This window comes from Rothia sp. CCM 9417 (assembly GCF_048513575.1).
Taxonomy (GTDB): domain Bacteria; phylum Actinomycetota; class Actinomycetes; order Actinomycetales; family Micrococcaceae; genus Rothia.
The window spans coordinates 695,451-713,144 of record NZ_JBLXXT010000001.1 but is presented as its reverse complement, the minus strand read 5'-3'; the positions used below and the strand labels follow the sequence as shown (position 1 = coordinate 713,144).

Here is a 17,694-nt window from a genome sequence, read left to right as displayed (position 1 = left end):
CGGTTTTCCGGTAGGAGAAGACCAGAGCCAAAAAAAATTTCTCAGCGATTTCACGGGAGTATCAATGAATACACAGCCTGCCCCGGTGGCCCAGCCTGGCACCGGCATGTCCGATGCCATCAGCCGCTGGAAAAAACACCTCTTCGTCTTTAGGGGAAGCGCCAGCCGCTCTGAGTTCTGGAAGGTTATCCTCTGGTGGCTACTTGCCTGGGTCCTGGTGAGTTTTTCTACCCTGATCTTCTGGGTTTATACCATCACCCAGGCCAGCTACCCAGCGAACTACCGCCCCGATAGTATCTGGCAGGTGCATGAATTTCGTGTTTGGCTTGGACTGGTGGCTATCTTTGCTAGTTTCTGGATCCTTTTCACGGTGCTCAACGCCGGGCTTGGCTCTCGCCGCCTGCGTGATGTAGGTATGCCCGGTTGGCTCTTCTGGGCTTGTTTCATTCCTCCCGGGCTAGCTGTCGTCCTTATTTTCTGTGCCCTACCTCCCCATCAATCTTCAGCTAGCTCTTCTCCTCCGGCATAAGCCAGACAGTCCCCACTCTTTAGGCCCCAGGCTGAGTAAGCGTCTCTAGGGTGAGCGCAATGCACCCTTCCAGGATCTGTGCCATCAGGTCCAGGGCCAGGGTCGGGGTCGGGGCAGTCTTACCCTCTAGCCCTCCGGCTTCGGCGCAGGGGGAGCTTAATTGGCCCTTGGCCTTGAGAAGGTCTGAATCGCTCAGCGGGATGTGGATAAAACCGGCGGGTATGAACCCGCCGGTTTTGTGCATTAACTCGTAGAAGACATGGTTGCAAACAAAGGTTCCAGCGGAATAGGACAGCTCAAGCGGCAGGCCATCGGCAGTCAGCCGCTCGAAAATAGCCCGTGTGGGCAGGGTAGAAAAATAGGCGGTGGGGCCATCCAGCTGAATTGGCGTGTCGGTGCGCTGGTCCCCGGCGTTATCGGGTATACGAGCAGAGTCCATGTTAATAGCTACCCTCTCTAGACTGACCTTATCCCGCCCCACGGCAACCCCCAGGGCAATAGCTATCTGGGGTTGGACCTCATCGAGAATTTCAGCCAGCGCCCGCGAGGAGGCCGCAAACTCAACGGGTAGCTCTCGCACCTGGACACTCAGCCCCGGCGCACTGCCTGCCAGGAGTTGGGCTACACGCTGGGCAACCTGCCCGGTAGGGTTCGAAGGGGTACCGCTAAAGGGGCCAAAGTAGGTGAGCAGAAGTGTGGGCATGGGTGCTTTCCACGTTCCTTAGGTATTCTTAGGGGTATGTCTGAGAACCAGCCTACCCGCCATAGACCTGTAGAAGCGCCCTCACTCGATACCCCAGAGGCTCTTGCTGTGGGTGGCTTTCATGATGATGAGGGCTACGAGGACGAATACCGCGCTCCCGCGAGCGCTGAGCAGGTAGGGCCTTTGCGTGCTGTTCGTCTTCTCTACAGACACTACTGGAATAGTCGGGGCGAGGCATCGGCCAGTGAGTTCTGGTGGGCTCTTAGCTACCTGCTGATGGGGACAGTCTTAATTGTGGGACTCGCATCTTGGCTCAACACTCTGATTGAGTCGGACCAGGCCTCGTCCATTGCTCGAACACTCTTTATGTTTTTGGTGGTACTTATCCCGCTCTGGGTAGCGGCCAATATCGGTCCTGCTATTACGCTGACGGCGCGCAGGCGCAAGGCTGTACAAAATGAGCGAGAGAAGCTCTAAGGCAGCAAGTCTAACCAGATGCCCGCCCGGTTCTTACCGTGGCGGGCATCTGTGTTCGGGGTGGTCGGGGCTGGTGTGATTTCCCCTAACCTAGAATCTCGGGCATCTGGAACTCTTGACCGCCCAAATGTTGGTTGAGCCAGGCCACAAAGACGCGGTACCAGAGGCGCGAGTTGCCGGGTTTAAGGATCCAGTGCCCTTCGTCGGGGAAGTAGAGGAACTTGTGCCCCAGCTCAGGCGAGTGGTGTTGCAGATCAGCCCAGAGGTGGTGGGCCTGGCCGATGGGCACCCGGTAGTCCTTATCGCCGTGGATGACCAGCATGGGGGCGGCGATATGGGCGGCCCGGTGGTAGGGGGAAATGGCATCTCCTTCGCCGCCTTGGCTCAGTTTCCACTCATTCCAGGCACCGTTATCGGTCAGAAAGTACATGGCCTTATAGTCCCAGATTGAGGCGTGGGTGATGTAGCACTTAAAGCGTTTTTCAGCACGACCTGCTACCCAGTTAGTCATAAATCCGCCGTAGGACCCGCCGGAGAAGGCTAGGTTGTCGCCCTGGATATCGGGGCGGGCGCTGACCTCTTCTACAACCTGCATAATATCCCTGTAGGGGGTCCCTCCCAGGTCGTCCCCACCCCGGTCTAGCATGTCTTGGCCGTAGCCGGTGGAGATAGCGGGGTCGGGCATGAGCACAGCGTAGCCTGCTTGGGTAAAGACCCAGGGGTTCCAGCGGTAGCTCCAGGAGTTCCAGGACCCCCAGGGCCCACCGTGGGCGAAGACCAGCAGGGGCAGGGGCTCAGTGCCGCAGTTCTCTGGTAAGGCCAGGAAGCTGGTGAGTTCGGTACCGTCTGCGGCGGTTGAGGTCAGCCGTTCTAGCTTACCGGGCGCCTTCAGCTCTTCAACCGGGCTGGCTATGCGGGTTACGCGACCATTGGTGGCTTCAATACGCACGGGGTAGGCCGAGTGCTGGTGGCTGTCTTTGAGGGCGACCAGGGCACCATCGTTGTAGGCAAGCGACGAGAAATGCGACCGCCCATCGTCTACCAGGGTTTCGGTCGTCCCCTTCAGGCTCCCCCTATAGATAGCGCTTGCACCCAGGTTATCGCTGCTAAAGACGTAGTTTTCCTCATCCAACCAGACCAGGTCATCTGCCCAGCGGTCTATGTCGTGGGAAAGCTCGGTCATTGCGCCGGTTGCCAGATTGTAGTGATTGGCATTGAGCTTGATGGACTGACCGGGTAACCAGCGGCGTACCTGGGTCACGGCTAGGCCGGTGCCTTCAGGAGTGAAGCTACCAGCTATATAGTCATGAGTAGCTGTTGCGGCGGCAATTTCCCGTGGCGCTGTCTGCCCGTCCAGGTCTATCAGCCAGACACTATAGCGCTGGTAGATACCGCCTTCTTTTGTTTCTACAGTAAGGGCTGCTTGGGAACCGCTGGGGCAGACAGTAAAACCTGAGAGCAGGGCCCCCTCCCCCAGCTCATGGATGAGGCGGGGCTCTTCCTGTCCGTCTTGCAGGTAGAGGCTGAGCTTGCCGGTGCCCAAATCGTGGTCCCAGAAGCGGGTGGGGAACTCGCTGTAGAGTACCCCGCTGGTTGCGCTCTTTTCTCGTTCATCAAGTGTCTTGGCTTGTTCTTCGAGTGAGCCACGGTGGGCCTTGGCCGTGAAGATGTAGCGAGGGCCCTTCTCCCGCTGGCGGACTTCCAGTTCATTAATGCCGCCGGGAAAACTGAGGACCAGTTCGGGTTCACCCCGGTCTGGCAGGCGGTAGACCCCTTTGAGGCTCTTGGACTCGGCTTGGTCTAGGTCCTTGTCCAAGGTCAGGTAAGGTCTGCCTTCTTCATCAAGTGCGAGCAGGGCCGCCCCGGAGTCCGGCGCGGTCAGCGGGTAGGGCTTTTCCTCCTGGTGAGCGGGTAGAGCCCAGAGCCGGGGCCGGTACTTAGCTCCCTCTTTATTCAGGGTCTGCACGGTGAGGACGGGTTCACCCGATCGCGAGGCGGCAAGGCCCACCATACGGGGGGCTTCAATCAGCTGGGATAGGTAGGTTTCGTGGGCGGGCAGAGGGGTGGTCTCTGCGGCCCGAGAGTCTTGTTGCTGCATACTCTCCAATCTACCTAAGGATGACTTTTCCAGGAGATACCTGGCACGTTTTATGACCCAGCCGTGTAAAATTCTATGAGCTGGGGCACAGGGTTGTATTCTTAGGAATGACACTGCCCACAAGCAACAAGGGAGACGCCCTACATGGCAAAGATTATTTACACCCACACCGATGAGGCTCCGCTACTAGCGACCTACTCCTTCCTGCCTATTCTGGAAGCCTACGCATCAACCGCCGGTGTTGAGGTGGAAACCCGAGACATCTCGCTGGCTGGCCGTATTCTGGCTCAGTTCAGCGATATTCTCCCAGCCGACCAGCAGGTGCCCGATGCCCTCACCGAGCTGGGCCAGCTGGCTAAGACCTCCGAAGCCAACATCATCAAGCTTCCTAACATTTCTGCCTCTCAGCCCCAGCTACTGGCCGCTATTGCCGAGCTACAGGGCAAGGGCTACGCAATTCCCGACTACCCCGAAGAGCTCGTCACCGAAGCCGACCAGGACGTTCGTGCCCGCTACGACCGGGTCAAGGGTTCAGCGGTTAACCCCGTTCTGCGTGAAGGTAACTCAGACCGCCGCGCTCCCCTGTCGGTCAAGAACTACGCCCGCAAGAACCCTCATTCCATGGGTGCCTGGAGCGCTGACTCCAAGACCAATGTGGCAACTATGGGCCAGAACGATTTCTTTAGCAACGAGAAGTCTGTGGTCATGGAGGCCGATGATAACCTCAAGATTCAGCATGTAGCGGCTGATGGCACCGTCACCGTGCTCAAGGAGTCCACCCCTGTACTGGCCGGTGAGATTATTGACGCCACCTACATGGACGTTGCCGCCCTGGACCGCTTCTTAGCTGAGCAGATTGCCCGCGCTAAGGCTGAGGGTGTGCTCTTCTCTGTCCATTTGAAGGCCACCATGATGAAGGTTTCTGACCCCATTCTCTTTGGCCGCGTGGTCCGCGCTTACTTCTCTGAGCTCTTTGACAAGTACGGTGAGCAGCTTGATGCCGCTGGCCTGAACGGTAACAACGGCCTGGCCGCTATCCTTAGCGGTATTGAGACCCTGCCCGCCGAGATTCAGGACGATGTTCGCGCCCTGGTTGAGAAGGGCCTGGCTGAGGGCCCCGAACTGGCCTACGTAAACTCCGATAAGGGCATCACTAACCTGCATGTGCCCTCCGACGTTATTGTGGACGCTTCTATGCCCGCCATGATTCGTACCTCCGGGCAGATGTGGGGTAAGGCTGGCCAGCAGGCTGATACCCTGGCCGTTCTGCCGGATTCTTCCTACGCTGGTGTCTACCAGACCGTGATCGATGACTGCCGCACCAAGGGAGCCTTTGACCCCACCACCATGGGCACCGTGCCGAACGTTGGTCTGATGGCTCAGAAGGCTGAGGAGTACGGCTCCCACGATAAAACATTCCAGCTTGCCGCTGACGGCACTGTTCAGGTTCTTAACTCCGCTGGTGAGGTGCTGATGGAGCACCAGGTTTCTGCCGGTGATATTTGGCGTGCCTGCCAGACCAAGGACGTGCCGGTACAGGATTGGGTCAAGCTGGCTGTCACCCGTGCCCGCGATTCTAAGACTCCTGCTGTTTTCTGGCTGGATAAGAACCGCGCCCACGACGCTAACCTGATTGCCAAGGTTCAGAAGTACCTGCCCGAGCACGATACCGAGGGCCTGGATATCCGTATTCTGGCGCCGGCAGAGGCCACCCAGTTCTCCATTGACCGGATCCGCCAGGGCCAGGACACTATCTCTGTGACCGGTAACGTTTTGCGTGACTACCTGACTGACCTCTTCCCCATTCTGGAGCTGGGCACCAGCGCCAAGATGCTCTCCATTGTTCCGCTCATTAATGGTGGTGGCCTCTTTGAGACCGGCGCGGGCGGTTCAGCACCTAAGCACGTTCAGCAGCTGGTGGAAGAGAACCACCTGCGTTGGGATTCGCTGGGTGAGTTCTTGGCTCTGGCGGCTTCGTTTGAGCACCTGGCCAAGACCAGCGGTAACGCTTCGGCTCAGGTGCTGGCTGACACCTTGGATAAGGCGACCGGTGCCTTCTTGAATGAGAACAAGTCGCCGTCGCGTAAGGTGGGCGAGATTGATAACCGTGGCTCGCACTTCTACCTGGCTAAGTTTTGGGCTCAGGAGCTTGCGGCTCAGACTGAGGATGAGGCTCTGGCGGCTCAGTTCGCGCCGGTAGCGGAGGCGCTGGCGGCGAACGAGGAGCAGATTGTGGCTGAGCTGCTGGCGGTGCAGGGCTCCCCCGCCGAGCTAGGTGGCTACTACAAGCCTGAGGACGCCAAAGCCTCAGCAGTCATGCGCCCCAGCGCAACGCTGAACGAGACATTGGACAGGCTAAAAAATTAATTGAACTATGAAGTGAGTCGGCATCAGCATAAACTGGTGCCGACTTAATTCATTTTTTTGGGGGTAACAATGGATATTGGGAATCTTTCAGAAGTAACCGGGGCTCTCACAGCGGTCGCAGCTCTAATCGCTGCAATATATGCCGCCCGCCAAGCAAACAAACAGCTAAAAGCAATGAATGCACAGTTGGAGTTAGAGAGAGTTAAAGACAACCGAGCTGTAGAGGTCCTTGAACAGTCTCAAGCCTCATTGATATCAGCATGGCTTACAAGCAGAGACTGGTTCTCCTATGTAACTGTCAAGAATTCTTCTCCTGCAAGTATATTTAAGGTATCAATTGAGGTTTCGTTCAGAACTAATGATTATAAAGAGGCTGTTGAAAGCTCATTGCTAAATATCGAAGTGGTCCCTCCAGGTGAATATATCTTTGTAAGAATCCCAAGCAATCCTAATTGCTCGGATGAATATCCCAATCCTACTAATGGCTTCAAACTTACCAAACCCTCTCCGCATCAAAAGGAAAGTGGATGGTCACATGCTTTCCCCGCAACAGGTATTAGAACATCGCCGGTTCTGAATAGTCCAAATTGGCGGGTAGTTAAATTATCTTTTACTGATTCTCATGGGGTTTGCTGGGTTCGTGATGACTCGGGACTAATGAAGAGTAAATAAACCTACTGGCGACTACTTAAAGAGGCCCCGCTGCTGAGCTGTCTGTTTACCGTTCCCTTAAGGTTCTTGTGCCATCGATGGATGGGAAGAAAAGCTTCTTCCCATCCATCGATGTTTTAGGTTACCCCACCCTACCTAAAGCTGTTGGTCTTCGTAGGAGCAATAATCAAGTGGTCGCTCCGCCAGGTGAACCAGGTAGAAAGAATTTCCCTCGCGCACACCCAGCAAATTATTCCCAGGGTTCCAGAGCAAGGGTAAGGCAGAATCCCCCTGAACTGACTCATCAGTTTTTCTGAGGAAGACGCTCAGGCGCTCAGCATCATGGCTCCAAAAAAACCTGTTTTGCCCACCGATAGATAAGCGCACCCTAGTCCCCCGCAGCTCCGTCATAGATACCCTCTGCCAGGTCATATTCGAAGCGTTAAGCCCCAGTGAGGGCGTAACCCGGTGGCCAGGTGCACAGATAGTACAGCGCGAAATAGGGATAGACGGCGATTCTTGCTCTTGTGCCTGAACCGGGTCAGAAAAGTCCTCTGGCTTGTTCCTACACAGTGCAGAACGGATAGCTGATGTCCACGAAAAAATACGACCCACTGTGGGCCTCCTTAAAACAAACGCTACTTTCGCTACGCCTTGTGGGTAGCGACCGATTTTCCTTTGAGAGCACCGTCTGCGTCAGGCGGTTGCCAGCCAACAAGTCAAAGGGCTTACCGTTGGGCTTCTGAATCGTGACACCAACTTAACAAAATAAATGGAAGTTCACAAGCTTTATACACTTCACTATCTGACAAAGACCGCTCAGGAAGCGCTAAGGCCCCGCACCCAAGAGGGTGCGGGGCCTTAGCGCGAGCTGTCAGCTAGTAAGCCTCTAAGAAACTAGGAGGCCTTGGACAGGGATCCAGCCATCTGCTCGGCTAGCTTGGCCGCGCTGTCAGCATTGCTACTGGAAACAGTAAGAACGCTGAAGCCGGTACCGGTGCCAGAAGGCACAACCACAAACACGCCGTGTACGGACACACCGGTAACGTCAAGAGTGTAGCTCAGCTGAGTGCCCTCACCCAGAGGGGTGGAGATCTTCTTGTACTCGCCCGGAGTAGCGTTGATACCCTTAGCCAGTGATTCCATCTCGGCCTGATCAGGCAGGGAAGTAACCAAGACGGGCTCAGCGTTGACGTTCACATTCTCAGCGAAACCATCTTCGTTAGGGGTCACAGAGGTAGCCATCAGATCAAGCTGAGCCATCTGAGACTTAAGCTCCTCAGGGGTGAAGTTAGTTCCCTGGGCGGCCTGATCCAGGTACTCCTGAAGAGCATCAGTGTTGGCAACGGCCTCACTGTCCATCTCCATCCAGCCCTCAGGAACAGCAAAGCTGATCTTATTGTTAGGTGCTGTTACCTTCTTGAAGCCGTCAGGAATAACTGCCTCTACCTTAGCCTCATCAGTGGCAGCTGAGCTGGTCTCCTCCGCTGCCTGGGACTGCTCAGCCGAGGCGCTTGCTGAGCTAGAAGTCTCCGCTGCTGCGCTCTCTTTTTTATCGGATGAGCCACAACCAGCCAGAAGGGCTAGGGACATCAGCGCGACGGTGGGTACAGCCAGCAGGCGGGTTTTGGGTGATACAGCCATAGATTTTTCTCTTTCTCAAAAAGGACTGGGCACTACGATTATAGGCTTGTTTGGGCACACCTCGGCGTTTCGGCATGACATAAACCACTAAAAAGGGGATAAAAAGCCCTAGCCAAGATTCTGGACGCTACGGATAGCCATGGGATCCTGCCAGCTATTGGTAGAGCTTGCCACCGGATTCCTGCAAATAGCAGGAAGGGCAGAGAGACTCATAGCCCACATGAACCCCGTCAATAGCTACCTGGTCACCGGCAAACACAAAACGACCGTCTACAGTGCGCCCATTAAAGAGAGCCTTGCGTCCGCAGCGGCAAATAGTTTTAAGTTCTTCAAGGCTGTGCGCGATTTCCAGCAGACGGGCTGAACCGGGAAAGGCCCGCGTCTGGAAGTCCGTGCGAATGCCGTAGCACATGACGGGAACATTCTCCTCCACCGCGATCCGCATCAGGTCATCAACCTGGGCAGTGGTCAGGAACTGGGCTTCGTCCACTAGCAGGCAGGAGACAGGCAGGTGCCCGTGAAGCTGTTCCTGCCGGGCGTGAGGTTCAGCGGCCGCATGGAAGAGTTCACGCACAGAGTCCTGATCACCCACGAGGAAATCCGCGGCGCGAGTAACCCCCAGGCGGGAAACAATGGCAGTGTCCCCCTTAGTGTCGAGCTGTGGCTTAGCAAGCAGAACCCTTTGACCGCGCTCCTCATAGTTATGGGCCGCCTGCAAGAGCGCAGTGGACTTGCCAGAGTTCATCGCCCCAAAACGGAAATACAGCTTAGCCACGGTGGCCCTCCCAGCTCCTATATGTACAAACCACCCTATTCTAGCCTTTCACAGCCGCATCTGATGGGTCAGCGCATCCACTAGATAAACACCCCGCTACCGCTCTCTCCAGCCTGACGGAGGGGGCAGTAGCGGGGTCTGCAAACAGCCAGCGGCGTGGGCGCTTAGTGGGCTTGGCCCACCTCAGCGCCAGAAACGTCCACCTGTTCCAGAGGGATCCTCTTAGAACCGGTAACCAGCTTATGAACCAGCCAGACACCAATGATGATAGGCAGGCCGATGTAGGCGGAGACCACGTCAAACCAACGACCATCAAAGATAGCGTTGTAGTTCTGACCAGCAATTACCATGAGGCACATGAGCAAGGCTACGATGGGGCCCAGCGGGAAGAGAGGGGCCTTATAGGGCAGGTCATTGACGTCGTTACCCTGAGCAACATAAGCCCGGCGGAAACGGTAGTGACAAATAGCCACACCCACCCAGGTGATAAAGCCTGACAAACCTGAAATATTAATAAGCCAGGTGTAGGCAGAGCCCTCACCAATAACCGCTGAGGCGAAGCCAAACAGGCCAATAGCGGCAGTCATCAGCAGCGCAGGCATAGGGATGCCTCGGGCATTGACCCGGGTGAAGATACGGGGTGCGCGGCCTTCAAGGGCAAGAGCGTAAAGCATACGGGATGAAACGTAGAGACCTGAGTTACCGGCTGACAGGATAGCAGTCAGAATAACCGCGTTCATGACCGAAGCGGCAAAAGCAATACCCAGGTTCTCAAAAACCATAGTGAAGGGTGAATAGGCGATATCGGTTTCACCGGTACGCAACAAGTTGGGGTTGGTGTAAGGAATGAGGGTACCGATAACGGCAATCGCTCCAATGTAGAAGAGCATAATGCGCCAGAATACGCTCTTAAGCGCCCGGGGCACATCGCGGCGAGGGTTCTGGGATTCGCCTGCGGCAACACCGATCATCTCGGTGCCCTGGAAGGAGAAACCCGCAACCATGAAGATCGCCATAATCGAGACGAAGCCGCCCTTGAAAGGGGCCTCGCCGTTCGTCCAGTTAGCAAAGCCCTTATCGTGGTTGCCCAGAATGCCAAAAATCATTGCAATGCCGGCAATAAGGAAGACGATAACGGTAATGACCTTAATGGTGGCCAGCCAGAACTCGGATTCACCGTAGGAGCGGGCCGAAAGCACATTGATACCCAGGATGAGAGCGAGGAAGACACCTGCCCATACCCAGCCGGGGACACCCGGCAGCCAGTAGGACATGATGACGCCCGCTGCCACCAGCTCCGCGGCTACGGTAATTGCCCAGTTAAACCAGTAGTTCCAGCCCATAGCAAAGCCAAAGGAGCTTGAAACATAGCGGGAGGCAAACGTTTGGAAGGAGCCCGCTACCGGCAGGTGCGCGGCCATTTCGCCCAGGGACTGCATCAGGAGTAGCACCATAAAGCCAATCAGGATATAAGCCAGCAGGGCACCACCCGGACCGGCTTCTGCAATGGTGGAACCTGATGCCACAAACAGACCGGTACCGATTGCACCGCCGATTGCGATCATAGAGAGGTGCCGGCTAGCTAGCCCTCTTTTAAGCTCTTCTTTAACCTGCCCGGTAGGTGCAGGGTGTGCTTCAGGAGACATAGTGTGCTGCTACTTTCGCTGGTAATGAGTCCCCAACAGTTTTGCTTAGGGGGTTTAAGACAAACTTTAGACTACCAACCGCGCAGGCCACATACCACCGGGTATCACGTGATATAGCTTTACCCGGCAAATGTCCTAGGCATTTTCGTTGATGAAGGTGATTTTTGAGCCGTGCTCGACCGTGCGAGATACAGTGCAGTCCTTCTCAGCAGATAGCCGGATGAGTCGGTCCACCATTGACTGAGCTTTTTCACCAGCTTCGGTTGCGGCGAAGCGGACCTTAAAGCTGACTTCAATATCGTCCATTCGGACGGCACCGTTTTCATCAACCTGGCGGATGCCGGAAGAGGTGACGCTAAACTCCTCTGCTTCTGCGCGGCGGCCGGTGACAACGTCCACGTCGATAGCTGAGCAACCGGCAATAGCGGCTAACAGAAGCTCAACAGGGGTCAGGAGCCCCTCCCCCTGACCGAATTCAAGGCTGTCGCCCTTGGCGTTGGTTGCGCGGTAGTGGCGGGAGGCAGTCCGCTCTACCGTGACAGCCCGGTAGTTGGGGTCTTGGGTGCGTTGGTTAGCGGTATTCTCACTCATGGTTTCTCCTGGGTAATTGTCCTAAGCGTGGTTGCAGTTTCAACTGGGCAGAGGCAGAGTTTATTCCCTGCGGCCCAAGGGTAGGTTAAGGGGCTTTGAGAAGCTTCATTGTGATACGGGAGTCCACCCGGATAACAGAGTCGTGCCGGGCGGCGACCTCTGAAAACCAGCGTTCGTAGGCAGCTGAGTCTTTGACTCTAACCTTAATGTAGTAATCAGGTAGCCCGTACATACGGCGGAACTCAACCACGTTCTCGCTTGCCATAATGGTGTTCTCAAAATCCTCAATGCTCGCAACATCGTTGCGAGATAGGTCAGCAAAAACCAGGACTTCAAACCCCTCGTCCATGGCCTCATAGTTAATGCGAGCGCTGTAGCCTTCAATAATTCCTTGTTCTTCAAGCCTGCGTACCCTGCGGAGGCAGGGGGCCGCAGTGAGGCCTACGCGCGCCGCAAGTTCCTGGTTAGCCAGCCGACCATTGCGGGTAAGCTCATTAATTATTGCCCTATCTAAAGAATCCATATACATATATTGCCAGCACATAGCACTCTCAGCAATTATTCGCAAACACCTTGCTTTCGCTTTTCTTTAAACTAGCCGTATGCACATCACGAAAAAAACCTCAACCACACCCGATATTGTCGGTGAGCATGTCGCTACCCTACCCGGTGAAAGCGGCTTTAAAGAAGGCATGCGAGTAGCGGGTATTTTGTGCATAGGGTTTATGGTCATGGGTATGGGCTTAGGCGTACTGGTCGCTTCGGTTGCCTTACCCTGGTGGGTTGCGCCTGCACTCTCAGCGATCGTCTTCGCCGGCTCGGTGGAATTTCTGTTGGTTGGGCTCATTGCCTCGGCAGCGCCCCTCTCACTGATCGCCTCAACCACCCTACTCATGAATGCCCGCCACCTGGTCTACGGTATCTCTTACCCGCTACAGAATGTTCAGGGGAACCTAGCTAAAGCGGTCGCCGTGTATCTGCTCTGCGATGAAGCCTACGCAGTCAATACCGCACCGGGCTCCCAGGGCTTTCGCGGGAGTCGCATTTTAACCGTATCTGTGGGCCTCTGGGTGAGCTGGTGGGGCGGGTCAACTCTAGGCGCTCTTGTAGGCGCCACTTTCCTATCGCATCTCAAAGGCGTGGACTTTGTGATGACCGGTATGTTTATTCTGCTCTCTATCAACGCCTATAAAGCAGTCAGGGATAAAACAACGGCGGCGCTGGCAGCCCTCTCCTCGATAACTGCCATAGTGTTCTTCCCCCATTCCATCTTGCTTATCTCTCTCCTGGGCCTTGTCGCCTTGCTGACGATCCGCCATTATGCCCAGCCTAAAACAGCCCTACAGGAGCTGCCCCGTGCCTAGCACCAGCTACATCCTCTCCGCTATTTTTCTCTCTGCAGGCATCACCTTTGCCCTGCGGCTGCTTCCTTTTGGCATCAAAAATGCGCTCAAAGACTCAGCCCTCGTCACTGATTTGGCCCGCTGGGTACCCTTAGGGGCTATTATCTGCCTGGGTTTTTATGTGATTGCAGACATTGACTATTCTTCCTGGCAAACAGCTACCCCCTACTTGGCCGGAACCCTTGTGACCGCCGCCCTACATCTTTGGCGTGGAAACCTCGCCCTTAGCCTCCTGGCGGGAACAGCAACCTGCGTTATTCTGGCTAACTGGGTTTTCTAAGCTAGGTAATAGCCATCATAGATAAGGCCCCCGTTCCTGCCAGCACTGGCAGGAACGGGGGCCACATAATACAAGCGGTCAAGGCTTAAAGAGCAGCAAGTGCGGCTTGATAATCGGGTTCGCTGCTAATTTCATCGACCAGCTGGGTATAGATGACCTGGCCTTCGGTGTCCAGAATAAGCACGGATCGGGCCAAGAGACCGGCCAGCGGGCCATCAGCGAGAGTTAGGCCAAAGTCTTTGCCAAATGATGAACGGAAGGCAGAAGCAGTCACGACGTTTTCGATGCCTTCTGCACCACAGAAGCGACCCAGGGCAAAAGGAAGATCCTGGGAAACACACAGAACCACGGTGTTCTCCAAAGCAGCTGCCTGCTGGTTGAAGGTGCGCACCGAGCTGGCGCAAACGCCGGTATCGATGGAGGGGAAGATATTGAGGATTACCTTTTTACCGGCAAAATCGGCGGACGAAATCTCACTCAAATCGGTCTTGACCAGGGTAAAGCTGGGAGCCTGTGAGTCAAGGGTGGGCAGTTCGCCGACGGTCTGAACGGCGCTGCCTTCTAAATGTGTAGTAGCCATAGAATCCATTGTGTCCTGCTTAACCAGGCTATGCAAGAGGTTGCGCTGTGGGCGTGCAGTTATGCTCTAGCCCACTGGAGCTTTAGGGCAGTCATCCTTGGGGCGTGTCGACACTTTCGTGACATCTTGTAGCCAAAAAGGTGTCGGGTTTAGAAGATGTTCTAAAGTTGATTCTGTGCCAAAACTAATAGACCATGAGGAACGAAAACAGGAGATCGCTCACGCAGTCTGGCAGGTGCTGACGCGTGAGGGAGTACGAGGTGTCTCGGTACGGACCGTTGCCGCCCAAGCCGGGATCTCTACCGGCTCTTTGCGCCATGTCTTCCCCTCTTTTGAGGAGATGATGCTTTTTTCCCTGGACTTTGCAGGAAAAAAGTTTATCCGTTCCCTCACCAACCGGCAGTTTGAGGGCCAGCTACTTGACAATTTGGAAGAACTTTACACCTACCTTTCACCGGTTTCAGAAGACGGACAACGATTCACGACAGTCATAGCAGGCATGCTGGCAGACATGCGAATTTTCCCTGATATTGCAAAAATACTCCAAGAACATGAGGCTGACTTTATATATGCCTATGGGTTCTTGTTGAGCCAGCTTCGAGCTCATGGCTTCCTCAAGCCGGGGCTAGATATTGACCTGGAGGTGGAGAAGCTCGTTGCCTTGCTCTGGGGCATTAACGCGCTTTACACTCTCACAGATGGTGAGATCAGCACGCAGGAACTTACCGAACCTATTATTGTGCAGTTCGAGACACTCCTGAACATCTTTATCTCCCCTGTCTGCCAGGATGCCTCTACTGACCCTCAGGAGTTTGTCCGTGCCTAAACTCATCGACCACGAAGCCCGGAACCGGGTAATTGCCCAGGCTCTATGGAAACTGCTCAATGAGCGCGGTGTTAGTGCCGTTACCGTCAGGAATGTTGCAGCCGAGGCCGGGATCTCCATGGGATCGCTACGTCACTCTTTTAATAACAGAGTGGAGCTTCTCACCTTCGCCTTTGACCTTATTGGGCAGGAAACAGAAGCCAGTATGAAAGCTGTTTCTGTCGAAGGCCAGGATGTTCTCAACACGGTTAAAATTCTGGAGCATTTTCTCCCCATCACCCCGCGTTCGCAGGCAATCTCCCGTATTACCCTCAGCATGGTTTCCGAACTACGCCCAGTCCCCGGTATCAAGGATATTTCGACCAAAGGTCTTGAGCGGATTCGCTCATATTTTTATAACATGCTGGTCTACCTTGATAGTACTGGTCAGATTAAAACTGGCACTCATCTGAAGGTTCAGGCTAATAAGCTGACTACCCTTAGCTATGGGCTCTCCACTAAGGCTGTAATCGGTGGGCGGGGGTCAGAGCCCGTCAACATCAGCAGGATTTTCCGTTCCTGTATGAACGAGATACTGGTTACCCCGGTTGCCTATGCCACCCAAGAGGACATCGATGAATTTATTCGGCTTTCTGAAGGCGTTGGCGCCTTCCGCTCATAGTCTTGGCTGGTACACCGGTTAGAGCATCAGAGAATAGCATGGCACAGTGTTAAGCTGACATTATGTTGTTCCATATAGCTTTACCCGAAGACTACGCTCGCGCTCTTAAAACAGGTTTTTACGATATCTCTACCCGTGGACTTCCCCTGGCTCAAGCAAGATTCATTCACTGTAGCGCTTCAGAGGACCAGGTCCAGCGCATTTGGCAGGCAGTCTATAGTGACCGCCAGGATGCCCTCGTTCTAACTATTGATGAGCTGGCTTTGACTGATGCGAATCTCACCGTACAGCACGAACCGTGTGATCCGCTCGACCCAGACTCTGAGCTGTTCCCACATATCTACGGTGGACCTATCCCTCTTAAGGCTCTTACGGTTTGCAGAGAACACCAGTGGAAGAGGCAGTAAAAAGCCCGCCTACCGTATAGAGCTCTAAACGGTCGACGGGCTGGAGTTGCTTAGGTGCCTAGGCAGTAGCTAGCGGGCCTTCGTCCTCGGGGGCGGTGACTGGATCTGAGATAACATCTGCAGGTGCTTGCTCGACTGCTTGATCGGCGGCTTTCTCTGCCTTGGTTTCGATGCGGGTCTCTTTGATTTCTTCTACTTTTTCTTTGGTTTTTTCTACAGCCGTTGAAGCTACTTCTTTGGTTTTCTCGGCAACCAGAGGAGCTTTATGGCGAATAGTTTCCCCTGCGGCCTTCACATTCTCTTGAACAGTAGGGTCATGCAGAGCTTTGTTAGCCTGACTCTTGATCTTTTCGTAGCTCTCGCGACCGGCGCGGGCGCCCAAAACATAACCCACACCGAGTCCAGTGAGCAGGGCTAAACGAATTCGCATCCTTGATTACCTTCTCTTTCATATTTGTAGTCCGGTACTAACACAGTAGAACTTTGAATGGGCATCTGACAAGAAGCAAAACGCTGCAGAGATCCAGAACTTAACTTAATAGGCTTGAGAAAGTTGAGTGACAAGAGAGAAGAACTGTCTGTAAAGCGGTTAGCAGAGCTAAAAAGTACTGTAGCCCTCTCTACTCATTACAACTCCCCTGCCGGTCTTAGTGTTCCAGCAGGTCATGGCCTCTTGTACCGACTCACAGGCCAGGTGCTGGGAGTAAACACTGGTCCCATAAGGCACCACCTGGGCAGAACCACCAGAAGGGTTAGACTGGTTCATCATGAAGAAGAGGGCATCACCCCGTGCCCCTAGCTCCACCTGCTGGACCGAATCATCCAGCGAGAAAATCCACCGGGCAAGCAGTGCTGAGGGTTCTGTGTACTTCCTTTCCTCCGCGTAGGAGACCACCCCGCAGACGGCTGTGGTAGTGCCTCTAACATCGCACCCGATATTGCCTGAGGGGCTCACGAGAATACCAACATTCCAGTTCTCGCTGACCGGGTAGAAGGAGGTGACAGGAACCGCACCCTGCGGGATGTAGCCTTTTCTTTCAGTCAGCGGTGGGGCGGTAGTTTGATGGGCGGCCCCCGGCTGCTGGTTGGTGGGGTTTGCTGTCGCAGGGGTGGATGAGCTTGCAGGAGCTGTTGGGCTAGCGGAGGTACTAGAGGTAGCTGATGAGACAGTGACGGTGGGTGAGCTAGACGGTCTAGGGCTTTCGGTTAAGCTTGGTGAGGGGCTCATGGGGGAACTGGCTGATGGGTTACTGTCAGTTCCCGGCTCAGGGCCACCGCAAGCACACAGAGCTAGCATTGCACTGCACAGTAGGAGAGAAAATTTTGTGGCGGACATTTATCCTCCTGCAGGTCCCTTGAGTGTTGTCTCTTTTTCTGTTCCTGTTTAACCCAGTATAGGGCTCGCACATCGTTTGGCCCGTCTACTGGCCTGGAACCCAGCAAGGGATTAGGGCTCTAGTTTTTTACCTCTGGGCAGGATCCCTCCGGCCCAGAGAGCGGCAAGGACGAGCAGGGGCTGGAAGAGCAGACGGACAAAGCGCTTGGCGTCAGTATCTAGCCCGAAGGCATCAATCCCTTGAAGGTACTGGTTGATGTTACCGGGGAAGATGAGGACGTAGAAGATAGCCAGCGCTAGGGCTACTGCCCTACGGGAGCTATGCGGGGCAAAAAGTAAGCCCAGACCGAAGCCCAGCTCCACCAGCCCGGAGGCCACCACAACCAAGTCTGGATCTAGTGGTAGCCAGACAGGCACCTGGGCCAGGAAGGACTGGCGGGCAAAACTCAGGTGGGCGGTACCAGCCAAAAGCATGAAAGAGCCCATAAGCAGGCGTGACAGATGCTGAGAAAAAGAAAGCATAGACACCATTATCGTTCACGGCTCACATTAGAGCCTCATCAGGAGAAAGGTAGGCTGTAAAGTCAGCTTGCGTAACCTTTCAAGCCTTTCCCACAAGCTTCCAGCTAAGTACCTTGAACGCGCTTGTCACCCGAGACGTACTCGATCGTGAGACTGCGGCCAAGTGCTTCAAGATAGCTTCTTATAGTGCTCACCTTG

Annotated in this window: 21 protein-coding genes and 1 riboswitch; of the genes, 9 read left to right on the top strand and 12 right to left on the bottom strand. The window is 54.9% G+C overall.

Going from position 1 to position 17,694, the window contains the following annotated elements; translation table 11 throughout:
• The first annotated feature begins 64 nt into the window (after positions 1-64).
• Positions 65-529 carry a DUF805 domain-containing protein gene (locus ACN082_RS03280; RefSeq protein ID WP_419099406.1) on the top strand — a complete coding sequence of 155 codons (465 nt, stop codon included), beginning with the start codon at positions 65-67 and terminating at the stop codon, positions 527-529.
• 19 nt (positions 530-548) lie between these two features.
• On the opposite strand, the gene ACN082_RS03275 is transcribed toward ACN082_RS03280, so the two are convergent.
• Entirely contained in the window at positions 549-1,232 is a 684-nt protein-coding gene (locus tag ACN082_RS03275; RefSeq protein WP_419099405.1) for a pyroglutamyl-peptidase I, read from the bottom strand.
• Positions 1,233-1,268: 36 nt separating this feature from the next.
• Between ACN082_RS03275 and ACN082_RS03270 the strand changes: the two genes are divergently transcribed.
• Positions 1,269-1,709, top strand: a complete 441-nt coding sequence (locus tag ACN082_RS03270) for a hypothetical protein (RefSeq protein WP_419099404.1) — start codon at positions 1,269-1,271, stop codon at positions 1,707-1,709.
• 85 nt (positions 1,710-1,794) lie between these two features.
• On the opposite strand, the gene ACN082_RS03265 is transcribed toward ACN082_RS03270, so the two are convergent.
• Positions 1,795-3,807 (bottom strand): prolyl oligopeptidase family serine peptidase, encoded by a 2,013-nt coding sequence (locus ACN082_RS03265; RefSeq protein WP_419099403.1) that lies wholly within the window; start codon positions 3,805-3,807, stop codon positions 1,795-1,797.
• Positions 3,808-3,951: 144 nt separating this feature from the next.
• Here ACN082_RS03265 and ACN082_RS03260 point away from each other — a divergent pair, with 144 nt between their 5' ends.
• Both ACN082_RS03260 and ACN082_RS03255 read left to right on the top strand, forming a co-directional pair.
• Positions 3,952-6,174: an NADP-dependent isocitrate dehydrogenase gene (locus tag ACN082_RS03260; protein WP_419099402.1), complete on the top strand. Its 2,223-nt coding sequence runs from the start codon at positions 3,952-3,954 to the stop codon at positions 6,172-6,174.
• 69 nt (positions 6,175-6,243) lie between these two features.
• A complete protein-coding gene (locus ACN082_RS03255) occupies positions 6,244-6,846 on the top strand; it encodes a hypothetical protein (protein ID WP_419099401.1) in 603 nt (200 codons plus the stop codon).
• A 135-nt stretch (positions 6,847-6,981) separates the two neighbouring features.
• Here ACN082_RS03255 and ACN082_RS03250 read toward each other — a convergent pair whose 3' ends face one another.
• The 6 genes from ACN082_RS03250 to ACN082_RS03225 form a co-directional block, all read right to left on the bottom strand.
• Positions 6,982-7,440 (bottom strand): hypothetical protein, encoded by a 459-nt coding sequence (locus ACN082_RS03250; protein WP_419099400.1) that lies wholly within the window; start codon positions 7,438-7,440, stop codon positions 6,982-6,984.
• Positions 7,441-7,458: 18 nt separating this feature from the next.
• Positions 7,459-7,574: riboswitch (SAM riboswitch) on the bottom strand.
• Between the two features lie 148 nt (positions 7,575-7,722).
• Positions 7,723-8,469, bottom strand: a complete 747-nt coding sequence (locus ACN082_RS03245) for a hypothetical protein (RefSeq protein WP_419099399.1) — start codon at positions 8,467-8,469, stop codon at positions 7,723-7,725.
• 154 nt (positions 8,470-8,623) lie between these two features.
• Positions 8,624-9,244 carry a thymidine kinase gene (locus tag ACN082_RS03240; protein WP_419099398.1) on the bottom strand — a complete coding sequence of 207 codons (621 nt, stop codon included), beginning with the start codon at positions 9,242-9,244 and terminating at the stop codon, positions 8,624-8,626.
• 164 nt (positions 9,245-9,408) lie between these two features.
• Entirely contained in the window at positions 9,409-10,890 is a 1,482-nt protein-coding gene (locus tag ACN082_RS03235; protein ID WP_419099397.1) for an amino acid permease, read from the bottom strand.
• A gap of 135 nt (positions 10,891-11,025) precedes the next feature.
• Positions 11,026-11,481: an OsmC family protein gene (locus ACN082_RS03230; RefSeq protein WP_419099396.1), complete on the bottom strand. Its 456-nt coding sequence runs from the start codon at positions 11,479-11,481 to the stop codon at positions 11,026-11,028.
• Between the two features lie 85 nt (positions 11,482-11,566).
• The gene (locus ACN082_RS03225; protein ID WP_419099395.1) at positions 11,567-12,004 is read right to left on the bottom strand and encodes an Lrp/AsnC family transcriptional regulator; all 438 of its coding nucleotides are present in this window, start codon (positions 12,002-12,004) and stop codon (positions 11,567-11,569) included.
• Between the two features lie 79 nt (positions 12,005-12,083).
• Between ACN082_RS03225 and ACN082_RS03220 the strand changes: the two genes are divergently transcribed.
• Together ACN082_RS03220 and ACN082_RS03215 are read left to right on the top strand one after the other, a co-directional pair.
• Positions 12,084-12,845: an AzlC family ABC transporter permease gene (locus tag ACN082_RS03220; protein WP_419099394.1), complete on the top strand. Its 762-nt coding sequence runs from the start codon at positions 12,084-12,086 to the stop codon at positions 12,843-12,845.
• Complete coding sequence (locus ACN082_RS03215; RefSeq protein WP_419099393.1) at positions 12,838-13,164, top strand: branched-chain amino acid transporter permease; 327 nt, start codon at positions 12,838-12,840, stop codon at positions 13,162-13,164. The genes ACN082_RS03220 and ACN082_RS03215 overlap by 8 nt, the downstream gene beginning before the upstream one ends.
• A gap of 85 nt (positions 13,165-13,249) precedes the next feature.
• Here the strand turns inward: ACN082_RS03215 and tpx are convergent, their stop codons facing one another.
• Entirely contained in the window at positions 13,250-13,744 is a 495-nt protein-coding gene (tpx, locus tag ACN082_RS03210) for a thiol peroxidase (RefSeq protein WP_419099392.1), read from the bottom strand.
• A 175-nt stretch (positions 13,745-13,919) separates the two neighbouring features.
• Between tpx and ACN082_RS03205 the strand changes: the two genes are divergently transcribed.
• From ACN082_RS03205 to ACN082_RS03195, 3 genes are all read left to right on the top strand, one after another.
• Positions 13,920-14,570: a TetR/AcrR family transcriptional regulator gene (locus ACN082_RS03205; protein ID WP_419099391.1), complete on the top strand. Its 651-nt coding sequence runs from the start codon at positions 13,920-13,922 to the stop codon at positions 14,568-14,570.
• Positions 14,563-15,231: a TetR/AcrR family transcriptional regulator gene (locus tag ACN082_RS03200; RefSeq protein WP_419099390.1), complete on the top strand. Its 669-nt coding sequence runs from the start codon at positions 14,563-14,565 to the stop codon at positions 15,229-15,231. Before ACN082_RS03205 ends, ACN082_RS03200 begins: the two co-directional genes overlap by 8 nt.
• Before the next feature lie 62 nt (positions 15,232-15,293).
• The gene (locus ACN082_RS03195; protein ID WP_419099389.1) at positions 15,294-15,638 is read left to right on the top strand and encodes a DUF952 domain-containing protein; all 345 of its coding nucleotides are present in this window, start codon (positions 15,294-15,296) and stop codon (positions 15,636-15,638) included.
• A gap of 58 nt (positions 15,639-15,696) precedes the next feature.
• Here ACN082_RS03195 and ACN082_RS03190 read toward each other — a convergent pair whose 3' ends face one another.
• The 3 genes from ACN082_RS03190 to ACN082_RS03180 form a co-directional block, all read right to left on the bottom strand.
• On the bottom strand, positions 15,697-16,068 hold the full coding sequence (locus ACN082_RS03190; protein ID WP_419099388.1) for a hypothetical protein: 372 nt from the start codon (positions 16,066-16,068) through the stop codon (positions 15,697-15,699).
• A gap of 168 nt (positions 16,069-16,236) precedes the next feature.
• Complete coding sequence (locus tag ACN082_RS03185) at positions 16,237-16,974, bottom strand: hypothetical protein (RefSeq protein WP_419099387.1); 738 nt, start codon at positions 16,972-16,974, stop codon at positions 16,237-16,239.
• A 111-nt stretch (positions 16,975-17,085) separates the two neighbouring features.
• On the bottom strand, positions 17,086-17,496 hold the full coding sequence (locus ACN082_RS03180) for a hypothetical protein (RefSeq protein ID WP_419099386.1): 411 nt from the start codon (positions 17,494-17,496) through the stop codon (positions 17,086-17,088).
• Positions 17,497-17,694 lie beyond the last annotated feature (198 nt).

Excerpts from the sequence above, each read along its gene's own strand:
- ACN082_RS03280 (WP_419099406.1), top strand. The coding sequence starts at position 65 with ATGAATACACAGCCTGCCCCGGTGGCCCAGCCTGGCACCGGCATGTCC.
- ACN082_RS03275 (WP_419099405.1), bottom strand. The coding sequence starts at position 1,232 with ATGCCCACACTTCTGCTCACCTACTTTGGCCCCTTTAGCGGTACCCCT.
- ACN082_RS03270 (WP_419099404.1), top strand. The coding sequence starts at position 1,269 with ATGTCTGAGAACCAGCCTACCCGCCATAGACCTGTAGAAGCGCCCTCA.
- ACN082_RS03265 (WP_419099403.1), bottom strand. The coding sequence starts at position 3,807 with ATGCAGCAACAAGACTCTCGGGCCGCAGAGACCACCCCTCTGCCCGCC.
- ACN082_RS03260 (WP_419099402.1), top strand. The coding sequence starts at position 3,952 with ATGGCAAAGATTATTTACACCCACACCGATGAGGCTCCGCTACTAGCG.
- ACN082_RS03255 (WP_419099401.1), top strand. The coding sequence starts at position 6,244 with ATGGATATTGGGAATCTTTCAGAAGTAACCGGGGCTCTCACAGCGGTC.
- ACN082_RS03245 (WP_419099399.1), bottom strand. The coding sequence starts at position 8,469 with ATGGCTGTATCACCCAAAACCCGCCTGCTGGCTGTACCCACCGTCGCG.
- ACN082_RS03235 (WP_419099397.1), bottom strand. The coding sequence starts at position 10,890 with ATGTCTCCTGAAGCACACCCTGCACCTACCGGGCAGGTTAAAGAAGAG.
- ACN082_RS03230 (WP_419099396.1), bottom strand. The coding sequence starts at position 11,481 with ATGAGTGAGAATACCGCTAACCAACGCACCCAAGACCCCAACTACCGG.
- ACN082_RS03225 (WP_419099395.1), bottom strand. The coding sequence starts at position 12,004 with ATGGATTCTTTAGATAGGGCAATAATTAATGAGCTTACCCGCAATGGT.
- ACN082_RS03220 (WP_419099394.1), top strand. The coding sequence starts at position 12,084 with ATGCACATCACGAAAAAAACCTCAACCACACCCGATATTGTCGGTGAG.
- tpx (WP_419099392.1), bottom strand. The coding sequence starts at position 13,744 with ATGGCTACTACACATTTAGAAGGCAGCGCCGTTCAGACCGTCGGCGAA.
- ACN082_RS03195 (WP_419099389.1), top strand. The coding sequence starts at position 15,294 with ATGTTGTTCCATATAGCTTTACCCGAAGACTACGCTCGCGCTCTTAAA.
- ACN082_RS03190 (WP_419099388.1), bottom strand. The coding sequence starts at position 16,068 with ATGCGAATTCGTTTAGCCCTGCTCACTGGACTCGGTGTGGGTTATGTT.
- ACN082_RS03185 (WP_419099387.1), bottom strand. The coding sequence starts at position 16,974 with ATGTCCGCCACAAAATTTTCTCTCCTACTGTGCAGTGCAATGCTAGCT.
- ACN082_RS03180 (WP_419099386.1), bottom strand. The coding sequence starts at position 17,496 with ATGCTTTCTTTTTCTCAGCATCTGTCACGCCTGCTTATGGGCTCTTTC.